Genomic DNA, 21,388 nt, shown 5'->3' on the forward strand with positions numbered 1-21,388 from the left:
AAATGCAATCAAAAATTACTGCAATTGGTATAGCAACTCCTCCATTTATGCGAACACAAGATGAGATTGCGGATCTTATTTCTATAGGATTTCATCTTAATGCATTACAAAAAAAAGTATTGAAAAAAATTTATAAATCCTCAGGAATTGAAACCCGATACAGTGTATTAACAGACTATTGTAAACAACCAGGAGAATTTGAATTTTTCCCTAATACTCCACAAGAAAGTTTTCCATCCACGTCACAACGAATGAATTTATATAAAGATAATGCCCTTAACTTAGCTATAACTTCCATCGAAAATTGCTTAAATAGCATTGAGTTTGACAGAAAAAATATTACGCATTTAATTACGGTAAGTTGTACAGGCATGTATGCCCCGGGAATTGATATTGAAATTGTACAAAAGCTTAACTTATCCCCGTCTGTAAAACGCACAGCGATTAATTTTATGGGCTGTTATGGGGCATTTAATGGCTTAAAAGTAGCTGATGCATTTTGTCAAACAGAGCCTAACTCAAATGTACTTTTGGTGTGTGTTGAACTTTGTACAATACATTTTCAAGATACTTTCAACATAGAGAATATAATTTCAAATGCTCTTTTTGCTGATGGAGCTGCAGCAGCCTTAATTCAGGGACAAACCAATTTACCCAAATGTTTTAATATAGAGTCCTTTTATTGTGACTTGGTTCCACAAACCAGCCAGGATATGGCATGGACTATCACTGATTATGGATTTGACATCATACTAAGCTCATATGTACCTGAAGCAATTAAATCCGGTATCTTGATGTTTACAGAAAAACTGCTAAAACAATCTAATTATTCTTTTAATGATATAGATTATTTCGCAATTCACCCAGGTGGTATTAAGATTCTGCAAGCTTGTGAAAAAGCATTAAAAATTACCGCTCAAGACAATCAGCATTCTTATGAAATATTAAAAAATTATGGCAATATGTCCTCCGCAACAATATTATTTGTTTTAAAAAATATTTGGGATAGGCTAAATAGTCAGGATGGGGCGAAGCATATTTTTAGCTGTGCTTTTGGACCGGGCTTAACCTTGGAATCCATGATGCTGAAAATACAGTATAATTAGGTTTATTCAAAAATACCTCCATAGAAAAAGATAAGAGAGAGCTCAATGACAGCTCAAAAACTATGGGGTCTATTTGTTTTAACCTTCTTGCATATGTTATTTTTTGACTATTCCTATTTAATAGTCATTAAATAAGGTGATAAATTAAATTATTAAGATCATTGCTTAGATTTGCTGTTGTATTGATGTTACATGTTGGTTTGATGCAAATGATTTTAGGCACGAATACTAATAGTGGTACTGATAATACTACTACCTATTAAATTGTTGTTGAGGGAAACAGTGTAACTCGGGGAAAATTGCAACACTCGTCGAGTTACAAGACTTCTATTTCGACTTATAAAATAGGATGTTTTTTCTTTTGATAGGCTCTTGATAAATTATCTCGGTTTTTCGACTTTGCTTATATTTTCATGGTATTGTAAAGCACAATTAGGGCGGCAATGTTCTTTATATTTTTGATAAATAGTAGAAAAGACCTCATTTTCCATATTATTCTTAAAATATTCAATTGCATCTTCATCACCATAATGTACCGCAAGATCAAGCCAGTCAAAGCCAACCCGAGAATCACACTTTAATGATTTAGAGAACTCTACCTCAATATCATCATCCATTTCTTGTTTTAAGGTTTTAAGATCAGCAAAACCAATAAGTGCCAGTTCAAATTGAGCACTCGTGTAACGTTGTTTCCCCGGAGAAATCTCTATAATTCGCTTTGCTGTTATTAAGGTATTTTGTATATACTCATTAAAAGAGATACGCTGTTTAGCAGGTTTAAAAAAACGTTTCATTTTGAATTTAAAAAAAAAATTAATTATGTACAACACATTTTCAATTGTAAACACTTTTTTTCCTTTACTATAAAAGAAACTACCGAATATTTTTAGGGAGATAAACGTGACAAAAAAAGTATGTGTTATTGTTGGAGTTGGGCCAGGAAACGGCGCTGCGTTCGCATCTCGTTTTCCCAAAGAAGGTAGTTTTTTTGTTAAATCAGATGATGTTGCAGATACGGTATTTTGGTTAACACAACAAGCACCTTCTACTTGGTCATTTGAAGTAGAGATTCGTCCTTTTGGTGAGGCTTGGTAGTGCATGGGTAAAAAAATTAGCCAATTTTTATAGGCTATTTATTCGTATTGTTTGTTGCTGATTATAAAATTGTACGAGACGAATAATAGCGGTTATCATCACCAGTAAAGTAAATAAACAAGCAAGAAAAATAAACGCATGGGGCCATATTATCATAGCAATAAAAAAAGAAAACGCTTCAGCACGTTCCATAAGACCAGGATTATAATGAAAGCTTTTTTGAGACTGATTTTCGGTAAAAATGCCAACAACTAAAAAACTGGTGATGCATAAAAGCATGCTGCCTAACATCAACATACACCATAGTCCCCGCTCTTGAGGCGCAACAAACCATAAGGCTAAAACAACTACAAATTCTACTAATCGATCGATCATAATATCTAATACCGATCCCCAATTTGATGTTTGCTGATTAAAACGTGCTAATGTGCCATCTAACGTGTCGCAATACCCAGACAAAAGCAGCAAACAAATTGCCACAATTTCTTGATGAGTGATTAAAGCCGGGAGAATAAGCACACCTAATATACCTGATAGCAAAGTAATTTGATTGGGAGTTATGTGATGTCGCAAATGATTTGCTACTGGATCAACCAATATTTGCTGATAATGTTCCCTTACATACTGTTCAATCATAATTATCTCAATTTTTGTAACCATCGAACCAATGTTCGTGTTTTATTAGAAAATAATTAGGGGTGTAAAACGCTCCAGCAACCCGTTTACTTATTTTACTTAATGTAGGATATGGAATGATTGCATCTGTAAAAGCACGAAATATCTTTCGCTCACGTATTGCCATAATCCAAGGTAAAATTAGCTCTCCTGCATGAGGACCAACAATAGTTACACCTAAAATTTTTATCTTTTTATCGGTAATAATTTTAATTTTACCTGTATGTTTCGTTTTCAGTATAAGTAACCCAGGGGACTGTCAGATAATCAATTTTAGCTGGCATTTTGAATGCAAGATTACGTAGAACAATCCCTGCCTGGTATTCTGCTATATGGGTAAATTGATAGGCCCCTATCACATCACCAAGAGCATAAATTTTTTATTGCTGGTTTGCAAATGCTTATTAAGCTCAATACCTTTAGATGTGTATTTTATCCCGGCTTTATCTAAGTCCAGGTTGTCAACATTTGCTTGGCGACAAGTAGCGATAAGCAAATGACTCCCAGTAATTTCTATATGTTTTTTTGATGGATAAAAGATACAATCTATAAAATTTTTTATAATAATCATAGAACCTTTATTTATTTACCAGCCACAATTTTTTATCTTAATCAACTATCCAACTGAACATTAATATCACGTGCATCGGATTGACCGTGATCATCTACGATTCTAACAACAAACTTTCCGGGTTTTGCTTTCCATAAATAAGACTCTCCAGCTTTGGTTTTTGCAATAAATGTTTCATTGATAAACCAGTATACATGTGCAACACCGGCGTCAGTTATGGCAGTAAGAGGAATGGTATTATTTTGCTGAGAATTAACACGAACAATATAGCTGATACCATTTTGCGGTGAAGTAATATGTGGATTAATACCAGGATTGCCAGATAAAATGCAATCAGGCTCATAAAAGGGTGGGATATGTCTTTGTATGCCTGCTTTTTTAAAAATACTCAATAAATCAGATGGCCAAAACTCGAAAACTTCAAAACGTGTATTTTCATCAATGTGACACGTTCGTAACCCTGTTTTACTATTAATAGCAACTTCTCGGTAAATTGTATCGGTAGTTATTGGAGATTTTCCAGGAATAAACCAGCTCCATTCCGTATCCTTACAATAACGCGTGGGTAACGTTCCTGAAGCTTTACATACTTCTACCTTTTTCAAATTCATTTGCTCAGGATGCTTGTCTAAAGCATGTATGGGGCCTCGTTCATGTTTTAATGCATCAACCAGTTCAAAAAATAAAGGAGCAGCAATGTCCTTACCAATAAAAGCAGGATTAGCCTTATTATCAAAATTTCCTATCCATACTGATAATACATAAGGACCAAACACCCCTACAGTCCAAGCATCACGATAACCTGATGAAGTTCCAGTTTTCCAGGACACTGGCAAACGAAGCCATTCTCTAGAAACATCATCCAAGTGAGGAGTATTTTTTAGCATATCTAATACAAGGTAGCTTGCCTCTGGGCTAAGCAAACGGATACCTTTGGGTTTTATTTCACTTTTAAATGTTCGAATTGGATACCAAACTCCATCATTTGCTAACATGGCATATAGGCTTACAAGCTCCTTCATTGTTAATTCCACACCACCCAAACTCAATGACAATCCATAATACGACTCAGATCGTAATTGAGTAATTTGAGCTTTTTCCAATAGTTGATGTAATGTGGGATTGGTTAATTGGCTGGCAAGATAAATTGCGGGAATATTCCGGCTCAAAACCAGGGCATCCCTGGCTTTAATGGGACCCATAAAATCATAATCAAAATTCTCCGGATTATAGCCATTAAAACTATGAGGAACATCTTTTAAAACCGTATCAGGGTGAATTAGTCCTTGATCCAATGCCAATCCATAGATAAACGGCTTCAACGTAGATCCAGGCGAACGTTTCGTTTCTGTACCATTAATTTGTCCGCTAATATGTTGATTGAAAAAATCGGCCGATCCTAACATTCCTTTAATGCCCATATCTCGGGTATCTATGAGTAAAACAGCTGCATTATTTACGCCTATACCTTTTTTTCTGGCGAGATAATGATGTGTAATCCGCTCGATAATTATTTGAGTACGATAATCCAGCGTCGTATCAATACTTTGCTGTTTCGTTTTTGAATCATACAAAATTTCGTTTGTAAAATGTGGCGCATCAAAAGGAAGCATATGTGTATTTTGCATTACCAAAGGTAAAGCAAACATGGCTTTTTTATTAAAGTCTTCTGGATGTTTATCTAACCACCGTCCTAATAAGTGCTCCCTAATTTTTTTTAATTCCTTATTATTAGGTGTTCTTTTGCCTGGATTTTGCGGAATGATGCTTAACGTTAAAGATTGTGGCAGTGTAATTTTATTTACTGATGTGCCAAAATAAACCAAACTTGCAGCCCCTACTCCTTCAATATTACCGCCATAAGGTGCCAAATTTAAATAGGCTTCTAAAATTTCCTTTTTGCTGTAATGCATTTCAATTTGTATGGCACGAATAATTTGCAATAACTTTCCCGATATTTTTTTTGAATTCATACCATAACGCATCCGGGCAACTTGCATGGTAATTGTTGAGGCACCTATTCTACGTGATTGCGCACCATAAGTTTGCCATACGGCTTTTAGTGTTGACCAAGGATTGATGCCATAATGCCAATAAAAGTATTGATCCTCTTGTAATAAAGTTGCCTCAATAAGCTGTTCAGATATCTGCGATAGAGGAGTAAATAGTCGATATTTCTCGTCCTGGCTTAATGTCAACCTTAATAACTTATGATGTTCATCGTAAACAGCTTTAGAAAAGCTTGTCCCGTCTAATAATGTAGGTTTGGGTAAAAAAAATAATATTAAAGAGGCACTGACAAGGAGCGTAATAAGGATTATGCTTAGTTTTTTAAATATTTTGTTCATAGTCGCTATTATGCATTAAATAGAATAAAATATATGCAAAAATTTCCCCCAATTCACCACTTGAGATATATGATGAATAAAAATCCGCTCTCTTTATTACTCAATGCATTTTCATCTGTATTTGGTAAATTAAATTGGCGTAGCCCGCCATGGGTGAATTACTTATATACTAAATCAAAATCGTCTCCCAAAATGTTTTGGGGAAGTAGTCTTTTCATCGTCCTCATTTTAATTGCAGCAGGCTATTCTTTCTATTGGTATAAAAACTTACCAAAACCAATTTATACCACTGCTCAAATTACAGCTCCAGATATTACACCGAATACGGAAGAACAATTAGTCCCTAACAACTTAATTATTGATTTTGGGATAAAAAATAACGGCTTTATCAATCAATCCGTTGCGCCACTGAGCCAAGTGGGGAAAACCGTAACTGAAGGCATAGAAATGACTCCGAAAATACCTGGGACATGGACGTGGAATTCCGACAGTCAATTAGTTTTTACCCCTTCAGAAGATTGGCCTGCGGGACAAAAATTTACAATTCATTTTGCTCCTGATTTTTTTGCGCCTAATGCAAATATGGAAAGCAATGCATATTCTTTCGCTACTCATCCCTTCATTGGCAAAATCACTGAATTTAAACTTTATCAAGATCCACTCCATGCTGAAATAAGAAATGCTGTAGCCACAATAGAGTTTAATTATCCAGTTAATCCTAAAAGCTTGGAAAAAAATACATCGTTAACGTATCAAACAAAATCGGGTTCTGCAGGTGAAAAACTTCCCATTACTTTTACTTATGATAAAAATAAACGTGCCGCTTACCTGCATTCTGAAACAATCAAAATAAATGATGTAGCCCGTTATCTACGTTTAACCTTGGAAAAAAACACTACTTCATCTACTGATTCTAACCATTTACAATATGAATTATCACAAAACCTATTGATCCCTAGCGCTCAGGATTTTCTTAAAGTGGTTTCTGCTTCGGCATCCATTGTTCGCGATGATAAAGATAGGCCCGAGCAAGTCTTGACTATCGAAACTTCGCTGGGGATCAATGAGAGTGAATTTAACAAGTCAGTACATGTTTATTTACTGCCTAAAGATCGCCCAGCAACAGTAGCTGAAGCTGCCAAAGAAAATTATCAATGGCAAAATCCAGGAGAAGTGACGCAAACAGTTCTTTCTCTAGCCGCACCTTTGGCAAAAGAAGTAATTCCCTCAGAGCAAAATTATTCCATGCTGCACAGCTTTAAATTTAAAGCAGATACTCCGCGATATATATATATTAAAATTGATAAAGGAATGCAAGGCTTTGGCGATTTTACTTTAGGGAATGAGTATGCAGCAGTTATTCCTGTTCCGGAAATACCTAGAGAGATAAGTTTCTTACATAAAGGTTCGCTGCTTGCTCTAAGTGGGGAGAAAAAGCTTTCTATACTGGTTCGGGGCGTTCCGGCGGTGAAGTTTGATTTCGCGCGCGTGTTGCCTGAAAATATCAACCAATTAATAACTCAAACTCAAGGGGATTTTAATAACCCTTATTTTATTAATCCCACATTTAATCAACAAAATATCAGCCAAATATCATCGGAGATTCAAGAGTTTGATATTTCGGATTTAGCAAAGCAACAATATACTGCACTTGACTTCAGCAAGTATTTGATGATGAATACGAATACTCTAGGCCCACAAGGGTTATTCTTATTACAAGCTTCTGGCTGGGATGCCACGAATAAAACTGCGTTGGATGTAAAAGCAAGCCGTATGATATTGATTACCGATCTGGCTTTGTTAGTAAAAGATAATCAAGACGGCAGTCATGATATATTTGTTAACTCTATAACCCAAGGAGCTCCAGTTGCTAATGCAATAGTAACTGTTTTAGGTAAAAATGGCTTGCCAATTTTATCACGCTCCAGTGATGTCCAGGGGCGTGTTACTTTCCCGCCTTTAAAAGACTTTGTTGACGATAGAGAGCCTACTGTATATTTGGCTCAGTTGAATAATGACGTCTCATTTATTCCTTTTAATAATACTAATCGACAGTTAAATTTCTCTAAATTTGATATTGGCGGACTTTATACTACTAATCAAGAATTACATAGTTTAAGTGCGTATCTTTTTTCTGATAGAGGAATTTACAGACCAGGAGATACCGTTCACGTCGGCATGATAGTCAAACAAGCTTATGCCGAGCCGCAACCAGGTGGATTACCGCTGCAGGTGACTGTATTTGATTCAAGAGGGACAACAATCAAAGATGAAAAAATTACACTCAATGATCTAGGCTACATGGACATTGATTTCACAACGAGCACCAACTCTCCCACCGGTCAGTACATGATTAATTTGTATTTAGTAAAAGATGGATACCCACAAAATCTTCTAGGTTCTACAACAATTCGCGTTTCTGAATTTCTACCTGATAGAATGCGAATCACCAGCAGCCTATCCCCAAAGCCATCTGCTGGCTGGAGTTCACCTAAAGGATTAAAAGGTGAAATAAAGCTCTGGAATTTATATGGGGCTCCTGCTACCGATCGAAAAGTTAGTGCTAATATCCTATTAGTACCACAAAAAATTGAGTTTGATAAATATCCTGACTATGTCTTTATTGATCCTTTGTTGGATCCCAAAAAACCACCTAAAGTGTTCACTGAAACACTAAATGATGCTAAAACGAATGATAAAGGTGAAGCGGAGTTTGATTTAAATCTTGACCGTTTTGAAAAGGCAACGTATCAATTAACATTTTTTGCTGAAGGCTTTGAATCTGAAGGAGGCCGTAGTGTAACAACTCAAACCAAAACCTTGATCAGTCCCCTACCCTATTTTGTAGGATACAAACCCGATGGTGACCTATCTTTTATTAAGCAAAACAGTATCAGAAGTGTTAATTACATTGCAATTAATTCTGCGTTGAAAAAAGAAAAAATAAATGACTTAAAGATCCAGCTGGTTTCATTACATCCAGTCACAACTTTGGTTAAAAAGGCTGATGGTACTTATCAATATCAATCTGTTATTCAATCTACAGTAGTCAGCACCAACCCATTGAGTATTTTGGAGCAAGGAACTGATTACACTTTACCTACAGACCAAATTGGTGATTTTTCATTAAGTATTCTTGGAAAAGATAATACGGTACTGAATCAGTTAAAGTTCAGTATTGTGGGTGCAAGCCAACAACCTTTAGCTAAGAACGCTGAATTAGCGATTAAACTCAATAAAACTGAATACCAAGCCAACGAGGATATCGAAATACAAATTACTGCACCTTATACAGGCTCAGGTTTAATTACAATAGAACGTGATAAGGTTTATGCAGTACAATGGTTTAAAACAGATACAACTAACTCTGTACAAACCATTCACATACCTGCTGATTTTCAAGGGGATGGATACATCAATGTTGCATTTATACGAGATTGGAACTCTCCTGAAATCTTCATAAGCCCACTCAGTTATAGTGTTGTCCCATTTACCGTCAACCATGAGAATCATAACATAAAAATTGATCTGCAAACTGCAGCAGTTTCACGTCCTGGTGAACCGTTCACTATAGATTATCATACGGATAAACCAGGTAAAATTATTGTCTTTGCAGTTGATGAAGGGATTCTACAAGTTGCACGTTATGAGACTCCAAATCCTTTATCGTTCTTCTTTCAAAAGCATGCTCTTGAAGTTTTAACCCAACAAACTGTAGATCAAATCATGCCGAAATTTATTCAAGACCGGGAGCTTTCTGCGATTGGAGGAGATAACGGTGAGGAAGGCATGGCTAGTCGTCTGAATCCTTTTAAACGAAAAACTGAATTACCCGTAGCTTATTGGTCTGGGATTATCGATACAGATGCAAACAATCGTCAATTGGTATATCAAGTTCCTGATTACTTTAATGGAACATTACGCGTCATGGCAGTAGCGGTATCATCTGATTCAGTAGGTTCGTATGAAACTTCTGCTGAAATTCGGGGTGATTTCATTATTAATCCTAATGTTCCAACATTTGTCGCACCAGGAGATGAGTTTGAAATATCTGCATCTGTTGCAAATAACATTAAAGGCTCTGGAGACCATGCACTGATTAATGTAAATTTGACAGCTTCTCCTGAAATCAAGATTATCGGCTCACCAACCCAAACTCTGGAAATTGCCGAAGGCCACGAACAAACAGTTCATTTTAAATTAAGAGCCAAATCACTTTTAGGAGCAGCAAAGTTAAACTTTAAAGCCAGTTTAGGTGATAAAGCCAGTACAATGAGTGCAACACTTAGCGTCAGACCCGCTATACCGCTAAGTACTTTCATCAATAGTGGCAAATCAGAAGAGGCTCAAAAAACTTTAGATATTATGCAAACATTTTATCCAGAATATCATAAAGTAAATGCAACGGTTTCTACTAGTCCGATGATTCTGGTATTTGGCTTACAGCGTTATCTGGATAATTATCCTTATGGTTGTACCGAGCAATTAACAAGTAAAGCCCTCCCCTTGCTGGCAATGAGCAATCAAACTGGTTTTGGTGAAGAAGCAAAACAAGTTAATGAAAAAATAAGTGCAGCAATTCAAATGCTCAGTCAACGACAGATGTCTAATGGCGGATTTAGTTATTGGCCGGGGCTAAGTGATAATCAGAGTAATGATTTTGCATCGGTTTATGCAATGCATTTTCTGACTGAAGCAAAAAACCAAGAATTTAATGTTCCTAGTGATCTGTTCTTTAATGGCATTAACTATCTTAAAACCTTAGTAGGACAAAATGTAGAGGATATGGATGCAGCCAGAATTCAAGCTTATGCCATTTATATTTTAACCCGCAATGAGGTGGTGACAACCAATTATCTGGCTAACCTGCAATTGTATCTGGAAAATGATAAAACAAAAGCATGGCAAACAGACATTACTACAGCTTATATCGCGGCTTCTTATCAGTTACTGCAAAGTCATGATGAAGCCAATCAACTAATTGGTTTGTACAAGCCACAAAATAATCGGGCTTATGTTACTGATTTTTATAGTAGTACGATTGCTGATGCGCAATACTTATATCTTGTCGCCAAACATTTCCCCAACTTGTTACCACAAGTAGGTGATGGATTGCTCAAGCGCTTAATTCAGGTAATCAATAATAATGAAATCAATACCGTTTTGTCTGGATTTACAAGCTTGGCTTTAGGAGTATACCATCCGAATATGCCCAGTGAATCAGCATCAGCTTTGTCAATGACAAAAATCTTGGCCAAGAATAAAGAAGTCAATATCCCTTTTACTAATCCAAACTATCAAAAAATTGATATTGATCCTGATGTCCAAAAAATACGTTTTAACAATCCTGATAAAAAGACATTTTTCTATCAACTCATACAATCAGGTTTTAATCGAACTATTGCAAAAGCTCCTTTAAAACAAGGCTTAGAAATCTTCAGAGAATATAAAGATGCGAAAGGAAATGTGATTAATTCAACAACCTTAGGCAGTGAAATTGAAGTGCATATTCAAATTCGTGCATTAGGTAACGATTATTTATCCAATATTGCTATTGAAGATCTTTTGCCCGGAGGTTTTGAAGTGGTAAACGACTCTGTAAAAAACAATACAATGGATTTTGTCGATATTCGCGAAGATAGAGTCAATTTCTTTGGTGGAGTTGAGTCTGCTGCCAAAGAAATAGTTTATAAAATAAAGGCAGTGAATCTAGGAAAATACATTGTTCCACCTACTTATGCGGAAGCTATGTACAATCCAAATACGAAAGCACAAGGTGTTTCCTCGGAAATTACAATTACTGAAACACCATAATACTTGAAGTACTCGCCTACTGCGTCAACTTAAGTATTATAAAAAATCATAACCCGGGTGAAGACAACAAGAGCCCAGGAATTTGATAGGAAGCCCGGACTCCACTGCGCTGCGCTTTAGCGACAAGTATTAGTGAATCATGTTTCATTCTTATGACCATGTATCTTTCCTTAAAAGCAGGAGTGGCTAATTACTAAAATAACAGGACCAAAAAATAAAGCGGATTTTGTTGCATTTCTAAATAGATCTGTTTTAGATTGGGCACTATTAGATAAATCAACAATGCGGATGGATAGAAAGAATTTTTAATATTTAAATGGTGTATTTTCATGAGTAATTTAAAAAAAGGCATTAGCAGGTTAATCTTTATGGGAAGATGGCTGCAGCTTCCCCTCTACATTGGTCTTATTTTGATACTGGCTGTTTATGTTTATCGTTTTATTCATGAACTGTATGATTTAGTAATTCATCTCAACAGTATCAATGATACACACATCATGTTAGGTGTACTCGAGCTGATTGATGTGGTTATGATTGCGAATCTTCTGATTATGGTAGTTATGGGAGGATATGAAACCTTTATTTCTCCGCTAGCCCTTGACTCGCATCCAGATCAACCTGAATGGCTTGATCATCTTGACGCTGGCGCTATGAAAGTAAAGCTTGCACTTTCATTAATTGGAATATCCTCGATTCACTTATTAAGAACGTTCATCGATCCAAATAAACTTAGTAACTTCTCCGTGATGTGGCAAGTCATTATTCATTTGACCTTGCTCATTTCAGCTTTGGCAATTGCATTTACTAATAAAATGCTTGAACAGAGTAAAACACATTAACATTTGAAGTAGCATGGATGCAAAAGCAAATCTTAATTCACGTAGACGCGTATCAATTTGAAAGAGCATTACATATAATGCTAATAAAAATTATAATATGAGCTAAATTAATTTGTAAGTTTTTTAGTGTATTATCTGGAAACCTTTAGATTATTCGACTTTAATCGAGCCACATCATAAATCGTAATTGGTGAGAGAACTCCTTTAACCTTTACTCGAAGATATCCATTAATCTCAATGTCTTTTACAACTTCCTTATAAGTGGACTCAGAAATCAATATCTGTCCACCAAGACTTAGATCTTGTATTCGAGATGATAAATTAACCGGCGATCCTATAGCACTATACTGCATTCTCTTCTTGGAACCAATATTTCCAACTACAGCACGGCCTGTATTAATTCCTACGCCCATCTCTATATGCGGTAAATTAATCTTACTATGGGTTTGATTCAGTTTTTTTAATACCCGTTGCATTTCTAAAGCACAAGCTACCGCACGCAGTGAGTCATTTCCTGATGAATATGGTGCACCAAAAATGACCATAATTGCATCGCCAATAAAAGCATCAACAATTCCTTGATGCTTTTCGATCACAGGAACCATTTTACTGAAATAAGTATTTAAGAGAGAAACAAGAGTTTCACCAGGAATTGATTCAGATAAAGGTGTAAAATTTCTTAAGTCACTAAACATGATTGTTATTTTACTTTCATGTCCGCCCAATTTTTGATGATGAGGAGACTCAAGAATAGTATTGGCTACTTCATCGGACATATAAAAGCTAAATACCTTACGAATTAACTTATTACGTACTTCAAGTTGTTTTTTTATTTTTTGCAATAACAAATTCGTCTTACGTAAAGTTAACTCATCTTTGGCGATGTTAGCTAAATTTAATAATAAACTCAGTTGCCTTGAATCAAGCTCTTTGGGGGAAGTATCTGCCAAGCAAAAGGTACCTACGTTATAACCCAGAGGATCAGTCAAAGGAATGCCAGCATAAAAGCGAATAAAAGGATCTTGTTGAACCAAAGGACTGTTGGCAAATCGTTCATCATTAAGCGCATCGTTAACAATTAATGGTTCGCTTTTTTTTATTGTCACGTTACAAAAAGAAATACACCTTGGTGTTTGCTTTGCTTTTAAACCATACCGCGCTTTAAACCATTGTCTTTCTTCATCAAGAAATGCGATATAACAAATTGGGATATTGAATAAATCAATCGCAAGACGCACCAATCGCTCATAACTTTCTTCAGGAAGTGTATCCATAATCTTTAATGATTGAAGTGCATCGAGTCTTTTCTGCTCTAATTCTTCGTGAGTTTCTGTTTTCTTTAATTTCAATGGCATAATAGTCTCTGTGTTTTGTCTTCCATAAGTTTAGCAAAAGGAAAAATAACCTAGTTATTCTTTCTACATACAGTTATTATAGATTAAAGATTAATCATATTTTTTAGATCAAACTGAATTTCATGATATTATTCTTTTCAATTTATTTTCTTGGATAGCAAAAATGTTCTCTCTAAAAAGTAAGAATGAGCATACCCAATTAAGCAAAGTTGATGAATACGGTCAATACGCACCATTTCCAGGAGTTACAGTAGTATCGGCCTGTTATCCTAAGCAAAAGGAATTTTGTGAGACTATTTATAAGCTCTTAGTGAATAACTCACTGATTGCGCATCATTTTTTACCACTTCCCGCCCAAAGTTATCATATGACTACCATGAGCCTGGAAACAGAACAACAAATAGGAGGTTCATGGAATCAATTTATTATTAATAAATTGCCTCACTATAAAAAGATTAAGCAAACGCTACAGAAAAACCCTCTTTATCCTTCAATTGAAAAAATGGAAATCAGCATTGGCAGAACCCTTTCTCTCTCTTTATCTTTACCTAAAGAACAACAAACACAAATTAAGAAAATAGCCGCCTCTTTAAATATCGAAGAAAAAATACCTAAAATTCTCCATATTACATTAGCTTATTCACGTTTCAATGGAACAATATCCAAAGAAATTTTTGAACAACTACATGCAGAAATTACCAAAGAACTCAAAAAAATCATTGAAAAAATTAACTTCCCACTGGAAATTGCGGAATACAAGCTCTGCTATTTTAATGACATGACGGCTTTCCTCTCCTGGGATGCAGAAAATAATCCGTTTATTCAATCTCAATCACCGTATCACGATCTAAGCTTCATAAAAAGTGATAAAAAAGAAACAGATGATCTCCAAGAAGAACATGATCATGAGATAATGCTTACCGTTTAGGTCGTTACTCAGTTGAAATAAACATTTTGATCTTATATTGTTGCTTCTTAATCATGTATGAATCAGGGAGTTTTCATGAAAAACCATTCAGGGATATTTAGGTTAAGTGATTATAAAACTCTTGATTATCTGATAAAACACATTGATTTAAAAATAGATCTTTCTAAAAAACCTGTTCAATCAAAAGCCTTATTGACTGTTGAACCCAATCCAAAATCCAAATCTTATCCTACTGATTTGGAATTGGATGGTGAAAATATGATCTTAGAATCCATTTCACTCGATGGCAAAAAGCTAACTCAAGAAGAATACGAAATCACAAAAGATTCTTTAATCATCAAAAATGTTCCTCATGATCGGGCTTTTATACTCGAAACAACAACTAGTTTGGGTGAAAATACCGATTTATTTGGTTTATATGAAACAGAAGGAACCATTCTGGTGAAAGCTGAAACTGAAGGACTTCGCCGTGTTCTCTACTGCCATGATCGTCCCGATAACTTAGCTACCTACAAAACCACAATTATTGCTAAAAAAGAGGACTATCCTGTATTACTTTCCAATGGCTTACTTATCGAGCAAAACGATCGAGAAGAAGGACTTCACTCTGTAACTTGGGTAGATAAAGTTCCTAAACCCAGCTATCTATTCGCATTAGTTGCAGGAAAACTAAAAAAAACAGTAGATTATTTCAAGACACGTTCCGAACGTGAGTTACCAATTGAGTTTTATGTTCCTCCTGCAGCGACAGCAAAATGTGATTTCGCTAAAGAAGTTTTAAAAGCAGCAATGCGCTGGGAAGAGGAAACCTTTAACTTAGAATGTGAGTTACCACAGCATATGGTAGCCGGTGTTGATAAGTACGCCTCGGGCGCTTCCGAGCCGACAGGTTTAAATTTATTTAATACCGCAAACTTATTTGCTACTCCTGATACACGAACTGATGAGGATTTTTTACGAGTTTTAGAAGTCGTTGCCCATGAATACTTTCATTATTGGTCAGGCGATCGTGTCACTATCCGTGAGTGGTTTAACTTGCCTTTCAAAGAAGGATTAACCACATTTAGGGCTGCAATGTTTCGTGAACATTTATTTAGCACTGATCTAATTCGGATAATAGATGGTAAAAATCTTGATGAACGTGCTCCACGACAAGATACCTATACCAATGTTAGAAGCCTTTACACACCTGCAGCTTATGAAAAAAGTGCTGATATTTTTCGTATGATGATGCTTTTCCTTGGTGAAGAAATTTTCTATAGGGGAATGAACCAATTTCTTAAAGATAATGATGGACGCGCAGTAACTTTAGAAGATGTACTGGCATCATTAAGTAAATCAACAAAGAAAGATTTGAGTTCCTTCTTACATTGGTTTACTGAATCGGGTATTCCGCAAGTATCAGTTACTGACGAATATAATGCCAAAGCAAAACGCTATACTTTAAAATTTAAAACTAAGGACCGAAAAGGAAGGCCAATCCCCATTGTTGTTGGATTACTCAATAATAATGGTAAGGAGATTCAAGGCGATACTTTGCTAATGGTTGATAAATCGAACATGGAGTTTCATTTCAATCATATTGACTCACATCCTACTCCTTCTTTATTACGTAGTTTTTCTGCTCCTATAAATCTTGAGTTTGCATACAGAGCAGAACAATTACTGCTACTCATGCAACAAGATAGTAATATATATAACCGTTGCGAAGCTGTAAATAAACTGATCACCCAAATGGTCAAAGATTATTGTTCTGGTAAGACCATTACATTTACTCCTGAGTTTTTTAATGCATACCGAAGTGTACTCCATGAGAAAAATAGTTCTTTAAGCTATTGGTTACTTGCCGAGCTCATATCCATACCTTCAGAAGAGGACTTATTTTCCAACCTGCAAAATCAGGATTTTGAAAAAATAGCAGAAGCGCGACAACTGATTCAAAACCAGCTGGCAAAAGAACTAAAAGAAGATATAGCACACATACAAAAAAATCTGGATATCATACCGGTATCTCAGAGCTCGCCTTTTAAGTCGTTTGATATCTTATCTGCGGGCGCACGACGTTTAAGACAAGTTTGTCATGCTTATTTGGTTTCGGTACAGTCTGAAAAAACAGAGCGACGATTGATCGAACAATTCAATAACTCATTAGGCAAAAATATGACTGACTGTATCTCAGCACTTAATCTACTGCTAAGTAATAACTGCAGTCAATCAGGTAAACTATTAGCATCCTTTTATGAGTACTGGCAACACGATCCAAGCGCTGTTAATTATTGGTTTAATATTCAGGCAGCAGCCCATTCAGAACATGTAGTGAACTTAGTAAAACAATTAATGCTACATTCTTCCTTTGATTTGTCCAATCCAAATAAAGTGAATGCTTTATTTGGGACATTCATTAAAAATCCTTATGGATTTCATTCTATATCAGGAAAAGGCTATAAATTAATTGTCGATGCAATTCTGAAATTAGAAAAAATTAATCCAACTTTAGCAGCTAATTTGACAGAACAATTCAGTAGCTGGGATAAGTACGATGAGAAAAGACAAAAACTAATGTTAAGCCAATTGGAATTTATTAGTACAAATGCTGTATCTTCAGATGTGAGAAATACAGCAAAAAAGGGGTTAGGGAAAGGAAGCTTGATCTGCCAAAATAAGACCTGATTTTATAAATAACCTGGTTTAACTAATCACAAAACAATAATACGTTTTTTCCTTTACAATAACCGTTAGCTATATTATACCTGAAGTTCTATTAATAACTATTCATGCTCAGGATGTACTACAAAAATACCTGGAGCATTTCTTAAATATTCGTTGTAATCCATTCCATAACCAAATATATAATGATCTTCTACTTGTAAACCTACAAAATCAGCTTTTTTTAATCCATTAGGTACACGTTTTCGATATTTATCAACCAAAACAGCGCTGTATATCTTTTCTGCTCCCAAAGTTTTTATATTATCAATAATCGCTGCTAATGTAACACCACCATCCAGAATATCATCGACAACAAGAACCGTTCTTCCTTTCAAGTTAGCTGACGGCTTCACTTTCCAAACAATCTCTCCACCTGTTATATCGCCTCGATAACGAGTTGCATGGACATAATCTACTTCTAAAGGAAAGTCCAAGCGTGGTAGTAAATTTCCTAGAAGAACTAAGCCTCCTACCATAACACAGACAAGTACTGGATTTTGATCTTGTAATTCCTTATGTATATTAATCGCCATTCGATCAAGAGCGGCTTCAACTTCATTGGTGGTAAACAAGCAAGATGATTTTTCATAAACTTCTTTGATTTTATCTGGAATAGTCATTATAAATCCTAGGGGCAAAGGAGTGGGTTATAGGGAAGCATTCATTTAATCTTTTATTTTTCCCGTACCAGGAAAAGGGCTAATTTTACTTCCATAGCCCGGATTATCTTTTACTTTAGCCGTTCCCTGTTTTGTAACTTCATCAATACGATAAATTGAATGCATGGGTATAAATGTCCGCTTTACTCCATTAAACTCAATCTTTAATCGCTCTTCAGAGGGATCGACAACCAATGCAGTTTGCTCACCAAACACCAGTTCTTCAACTTCGAGAAATCCAAATATATCACTTTCTTTAACAGAACGTGCATAAACCTCATAAATTGCTTCTTGATTGGCAAAAGTGATTCTGAATATCGTTTTTTTATTCATAAAATTAACCTGTTCTTATGGCAAAGCAAAGTATACAAAAACAATGGGTATCTATTCAAATTAAAAATTGATGTGAATCTCTTTGTAACTCGCATTTCATACTATTAAACTGTTAAAGTTTGTTGACATTTCATACACTATTCAAAATTTAGTTAACGAGGAAACGTATCGTGTCACAAAATAAAATAGGAACAAGCTCCTAATATCTATTATTTTTTTATTTTATCAGATGAATACAGCTTATTGCATTGAGAAGAAAAAATAACCGGTTGTAATGGGGCCTGATAATCTTTTATTGGCTCATTGGGAATAATTTGCAGTTTAGGTTCTATAACTTGATATTTCTGGGCAATATAACAGTAAAAACCAGAAGGATAAGGCCAAAGCATCTTGCCTATTTCATCCAGAAAAGCAAATTTTTTAATTAATGATGCATTATTTACTGGAGGCACATAACAAAAACTGCTCAGAGAATACTGCATATAACCTCTTTGCAAAAAAATTCGATTTAAATTGAATGGAGTACGCATTTTAACCTTTTGATCGCTGTAACAGTGCAACAGCCCGATTTTCATTGCCCCACCCCAAAGACTCCAAGGATTAATACTTAACAAAATAACAAAACCCATAGGGCTAAGAACGCGATCGATCTCATCAATCAAACTAAAACTGTTAGCAAAAGGCTCCAGTGTGAGCGGTGCTATAATACAGTCCACACTGTTGCGTTCCAATGGAAGCTGGTTTAAAGCACATTTAATTTGGACTTTATCAGCTAATGAAAAAGGAGATACAATCCATTTATGGATGTAATTAAATTTCTTTAACCAGATATTATCACCACAATTACCTAATTGCAGCAGCGTCTCACCCTTTAAATACTTGCTTTCAGGTTCAAGATTAACTAAAAATTCATGCGCAGCAAAAAGACCCAGGGGCGATTGAAACCACTTATTCAGGGCGCGATATTGTTTTAATTGCCGTTCAATCAACAAAATAATACCTTTTAAAATAGTTAATCCTGAATTAAACTACAATACAATGAGTTTCACATACATACAATCCATTTTTTAAGTTTAAATAGCTTAGAAATTTTAATATAAAAGAACTTGAGATCATTATATTACATACTCCCTCTCTCCAAAAGGCAAGATAGAAGCACTGATGTGCATAAAACACGTGATTTTATGAAATAGATTAACTATAGTTAATATTATATTCAAAGCTGATTGGAACTTATGCTAGGAAGTAACGAATTTAAATTACATGGAATAGGACAGTTGTTTGTTCTTGAAAGCCTTTTGGATAAAACTCAGGCGCTTGAGTTCTGTAAGAATGCCTCTGCGGAAAGGATATCCTTAGTTCAGTACCTTGTCAAAAATAACATTTTAGCAGCTACGCAAATTGCATTTACAGCAGCACATAATTTCGGCGTCCCTATGCTTGATTTGGATTGTATTGATATCGATTCTATTCCTATGAGTTTGGTCAATGAAAAGCTAATTCGTCGTCACTCAATGGTTCCTCTATTTTATCGTGGGAATAATTTATATCTTGCAACAGAAGACCCAAGCAAACAAGCTTCATTAAAAGAAATCCAGTTCCATACAGGACTCAATACACATGCAATTATAGTTGAGGCAGATAAACTTAGCACATTAATAGATCATTTGCTTACGGTACAGGAAACACAAGGTTTATCAGAGTTTGTTGGTGATACTACGGAGTTTGATGGAATTATCATTAACGAGGAAGAAGAGCATGAAACAGGTATTGCTACCTCCATAACAGAGGATGCTCCTATAGTTAAATTCGTTAATAAAATACTTCTTGATGCGATTAAACAAGGAGCTTCAGACATACATTTTGAGCCCTATGAAAAAGACTATCGTATACGCTACCGACAAGATGGTATTTTACATGAAATCGCAACGCCTCCTGGAAGCTTAGCCATGCGCATTACTGCACGAATAAAAATTATGTCCAGTTTGGATATTTCAGAAAGACGAATTCCACAGGACGGTGGTTTTAAGATGAAAATATCCAAAAACAGATCCATCGACTTTCGTGTAAGTACCTGCCCTACTACCTCAGGTGAAAAAGTTGTGATGCGGATATTAGACCCGGGCTCAGCAAAATTAGGTATTGAAGCTTTAGGTTTCAGCTCTATTCAAAAAGAAAATTTTATACATTCAATTGAACGTCCCCAAGGAATGATCCTGGTCACTGGACCAACAGGAAGTGGTAAAACCGTAACCTTGTACACTGCACTGAATATACTCAATACTAAAGAAGTAAATATTTCCACTGCTGAAGATCCGGTCGAAATTAAAGTACCTGGAATCAATCAGGTTAATATCAATCCCAAAGCAGGATTAACTTTTTCCAATGCCTTACGAGCATTTTTACGGCAAGACCCTGACATTATAATGGTCGGCGAAATACGTGATTTGGAGACAGCTGAAATAGCGGTTAAAGCGGCACAAACAGGACATTTGGTACTCTCAACATTACATACGAACAGCGCAGCTGAAACATTAAACCGTTTGGTCAATATGGGAATCGCAACATTTAATGTAGCCAGTTCAGTAACGCTTATTATCGCACAACGCTTAGCCCGAAAATTATGTGAACATTGCAAAGTCTTAAGAGATGACTTCAACAAACCAGGTTTGTTGGAATTAGGCTTTACAGAAGCTGATTTAGAGGGAATTAAATTATATAAAGCTGGAGGATGTGCCAAGTGTACCAATGGATACCGAGGGAGAATAGGATTGTTTGAAGTATTGCCTATGACTAAAAAACTTGGCCAAATCATCATGTCGGGTGGAAATTCCTTGGATATATTAAAAATCGCCCAGGAAGAAGGCATGATTACTATTTATCAATCAGGACTTGAGAAAGTAAAACAAGGCATTACCACTATAGAGGAAGTCAATCGGGTAACCGTTGATTAACC

The 21,388-nt window shown here is 35.6% G+C and carries 16 protein-coding genes; 7 read left to right on the forward strand and 9 right to left on the reverse strand.

The annotated features are described in order from the left end of the window. Positions 1–2: 2 nt before the first annotated feature. Entirely contained in the window at positions 3–1,106 is a 1,104-nt protein-coding gene (locus Ltuc_RS05695; RefSeq protein WP_058520335.1) for a type III polyketide synthase, read from the forward strand. Positions 1,107–1,486: 380 nt separating this feature from the next. On the opposite strand, the gene Ltuc_RS05700 is transcribed toward Ltuc_RS05695, so the two are convergent. After that, positions 1,487–1,954, reverse strand: a complete 468-nt coding sequence (locus Ltuc_RS05700) for a hypothetical protein (protein ID WP_238584075.1) — start codon at positions 1,952–1,954, stop codon at positions 1,487–1,489. 52 nt (positions 1,955–2,006) lie between these two features. Here Ltuc_RS05700 and Ltuc_RS15660 point away from each other — a divergent pair, with 52 nt between their 5' ends. Beyond that, a complete protein-coding gene (locus Ltuc_RS15660; RefSeq protein ID WP_058520336.1) occupies positions 2,007–2,201 on the forward strand; it encodes a Rossmann-fold NAD(P)-binding domain-containing protein in 195 nt (64 codons plus the stop codon). 27 nt (positions 2,202–2,228) lie between these two features. On the opposite strand, the gene Ltuc_RS05710 is transcribed toward Ltuc_RS15660, so the two are convergent. The 4 genes from Ltuc_RS05710 to pbpC all read right to left on the reverse strand — a co-directional run bounded on the left by Ltuc_RS05710 (position 2,229) and on the right by pbpC (position 5,795). Then, a complete protein-coding gene (locus Ltuc_RS05710; RefSeq protein ID WP_058520337.1) occupies positions 2,229–2,837 on the reverse strand; it encodes a CDP-alcohol phosphatidyltransferase family protein in 609 nt (202 codons plus the stop codon). 7 nt (positions 2,838–2,844) lie between these two features. Further along, positions 2,845–3,117 carry a hypothetical protein gene (locus Ltuc_RS15665; protein WP_083498047.1) on the reverse strand — a complete coding sequence of 91 codons (273 nt, stop codon included), beginning with the start codon at positions 3,115–3,117 and terminating at the stop codon, positions 2,845–2,847. A 114-nt stretch (positions 3,118–3,231) separates the two neighbouring features. After that, positions 3,232–3,447 (reverse strand): hypothetical protein, encoded by a 216-nt coding sequence (locus Ltuc_RS15670; protein WP_058520338.1) that lies wholly within the window; start codon positions 3,445–3,447, stop codon positions 3,232–3,234. Between the two features lie 41 nt (positions 3,448–3,488). Then, positions 3,489–5,795, reverse strand: coding sequence for a penicillin-binding protein 1C (pbpC, locus tag Ltuc_RS05720; RefSeq protein WP_058520339.1), 2,307 nt, complete (start codon positions 5,793–5,795; stop codon positions 3,489–3,491). A gap of 72 nt (positions 5,796–5,867) precedes the next feature. Here pbpC and Ltuc_RS05725 point away from each other — a divergent pair, with 72 nt between their 5' ends. Further along, the gene (locus Ltuc_RS05725) at positions 5,868–11,609 is read left to right on the forward strand and encodes an alpha-2-macroglobulin (RefSeq protein WP_058520340.1); all 5,742 of its coding nucleotides are present in this window, start codon (positions 5,868–5,870) and stop codon (positions 11,607–11,609) included. Positions 11,610–11,938: 329 nt separating this feature from the next. Beyond that, positions 11,939–12,448 carry a TIGR00645 family protein gene (locus tag Ltuc_RS05730; RefSeq protein ID WP_058520341.1) on the forward strand — a complete coding sequence of 170 codons (510 nt, stop codon included), beginning with the start codon at positions 11,939–11,941 and terminating at the stop codon, positions 12,446–12,448. A 131-nt stretch (positions 12,449–12,579) separates the two neighbouring features. On the opposite strand, the gene Ltuc_RS05735 is transcribed toward Ltuc_RS05730, so the two are convergent. Continuing rightward, complete coding sequence (locus tag Ltuc_RS05735) at positions 12,580–13,803, reverse strand: adenylate/guanylate cyclase domain-containing protein (RefSeq protein ID WP_058520342.1); 1,224 nt, start codon at positions 13,801–13,803, stop codon at positions 12,580–12,582. Between the two features lie 163 nt (positions 13,804–13,966). Between Ltuc_RS05735 and Ltuc_RS05740 the strand changes: the two genes are divergently transcribed. Together Ltuc_RS05740 and pepN are read left to right on the forward strand one after the other, a co-directional pair. Further along, complete coding sequence (locus tag Ltuc_RS05740) at positions 13,967–14,731, forward strand: DUF1868 domain-containing protein (RefSeq protein WP_058520343.1); 765 nt, start codon at positions 13,967–13,969, stop codon at positions 14,729–14,731. A 75-nt stretch (positions 14,732–14,806) separates the two neighbouring features. After that, the gene (gene pepN, locus Ltuc_RS05745; protein ID WP_083498048.1) at positions 14,807–17,401 is read left to right on the forward strand and encodes an aminopeptidase N; all 2,595 of its coding nucleotides are present in this window, start codon (positions 14,807–14,809) and stop codon (positions 17,399–17,401) included. A gap of 98 nt (positions 17,402–17,499) precedes the next feature. Here pepN and Ltuc_RS05750 read toward each other — a convergent pair whose 3' ends face one another. From Ltuc_RS05750 to Ltuc_RS05760, 3 genes are all read right to left on the reverse strand, one after another. Further along, positions 17,500–18,060: a hypoxanthine-guanine phosphoribosyltransferase gene (locus Ltuc_RS05750; RefSeq protein ID WP_058520344.1), complete on the reverse strand. Its 561-nt coding sequence runs from the start codon at positions 18,058–18,060 to the stop codon at positions 17,500–17,502. Positions 18,061–18,105: 45 nt separating this feature from the next. Beyond that, positions 18,106–18,432, reverse strand: coding sequence for a DUF1820 family protein (locus Ltuc_RS05755; RefSeq protein ID WP_058520345.1), 327 nt, complete (start codon positions 18,430–18,432; stop codon positions 18,106–18,108). A 209-nt stretch (positions 18,433–18,641) separates the two neighbouring features. Continuing rightward, positions 18,642–19,424, reverse strand: a complete 783-nt coding sequence (locus Ltuc_RS05760; protein ID WP_058520346.1) for a methyltransferase domain-containing protein — start codon at positions 19,422–19,424, stop codon at positions 18,642–18,644. Between the two features lie 243 nt (positions 19,425–19,667). On the opposite strand from Ltuc_RS05760, the gene pilB reads away from it, so the two are divergent. After that, positions 19,668–21,386, forward strand: coding sequence for a type IV-A pilus assembly ATPase PilB (gene pilB, locus Ltuc_RS05765; protein ID WP_058520347.1), 1,719 nt, complete (start codon positions 19,668–19,670; stop codon positions 21,384–21,386). The last annotated feature ends 2 nt before the right edge of the window (positions 21,387–21,388 follow it).

It is taken from the genome of Legionella tucsonensis, from assembly GCF_001468035.1.
Lineage (GTDB): Bacteria > Pseudomonadota > Gammaproteobacteria > Legionellales > Legionellaceae > Legionella > Legionella tucsonensis.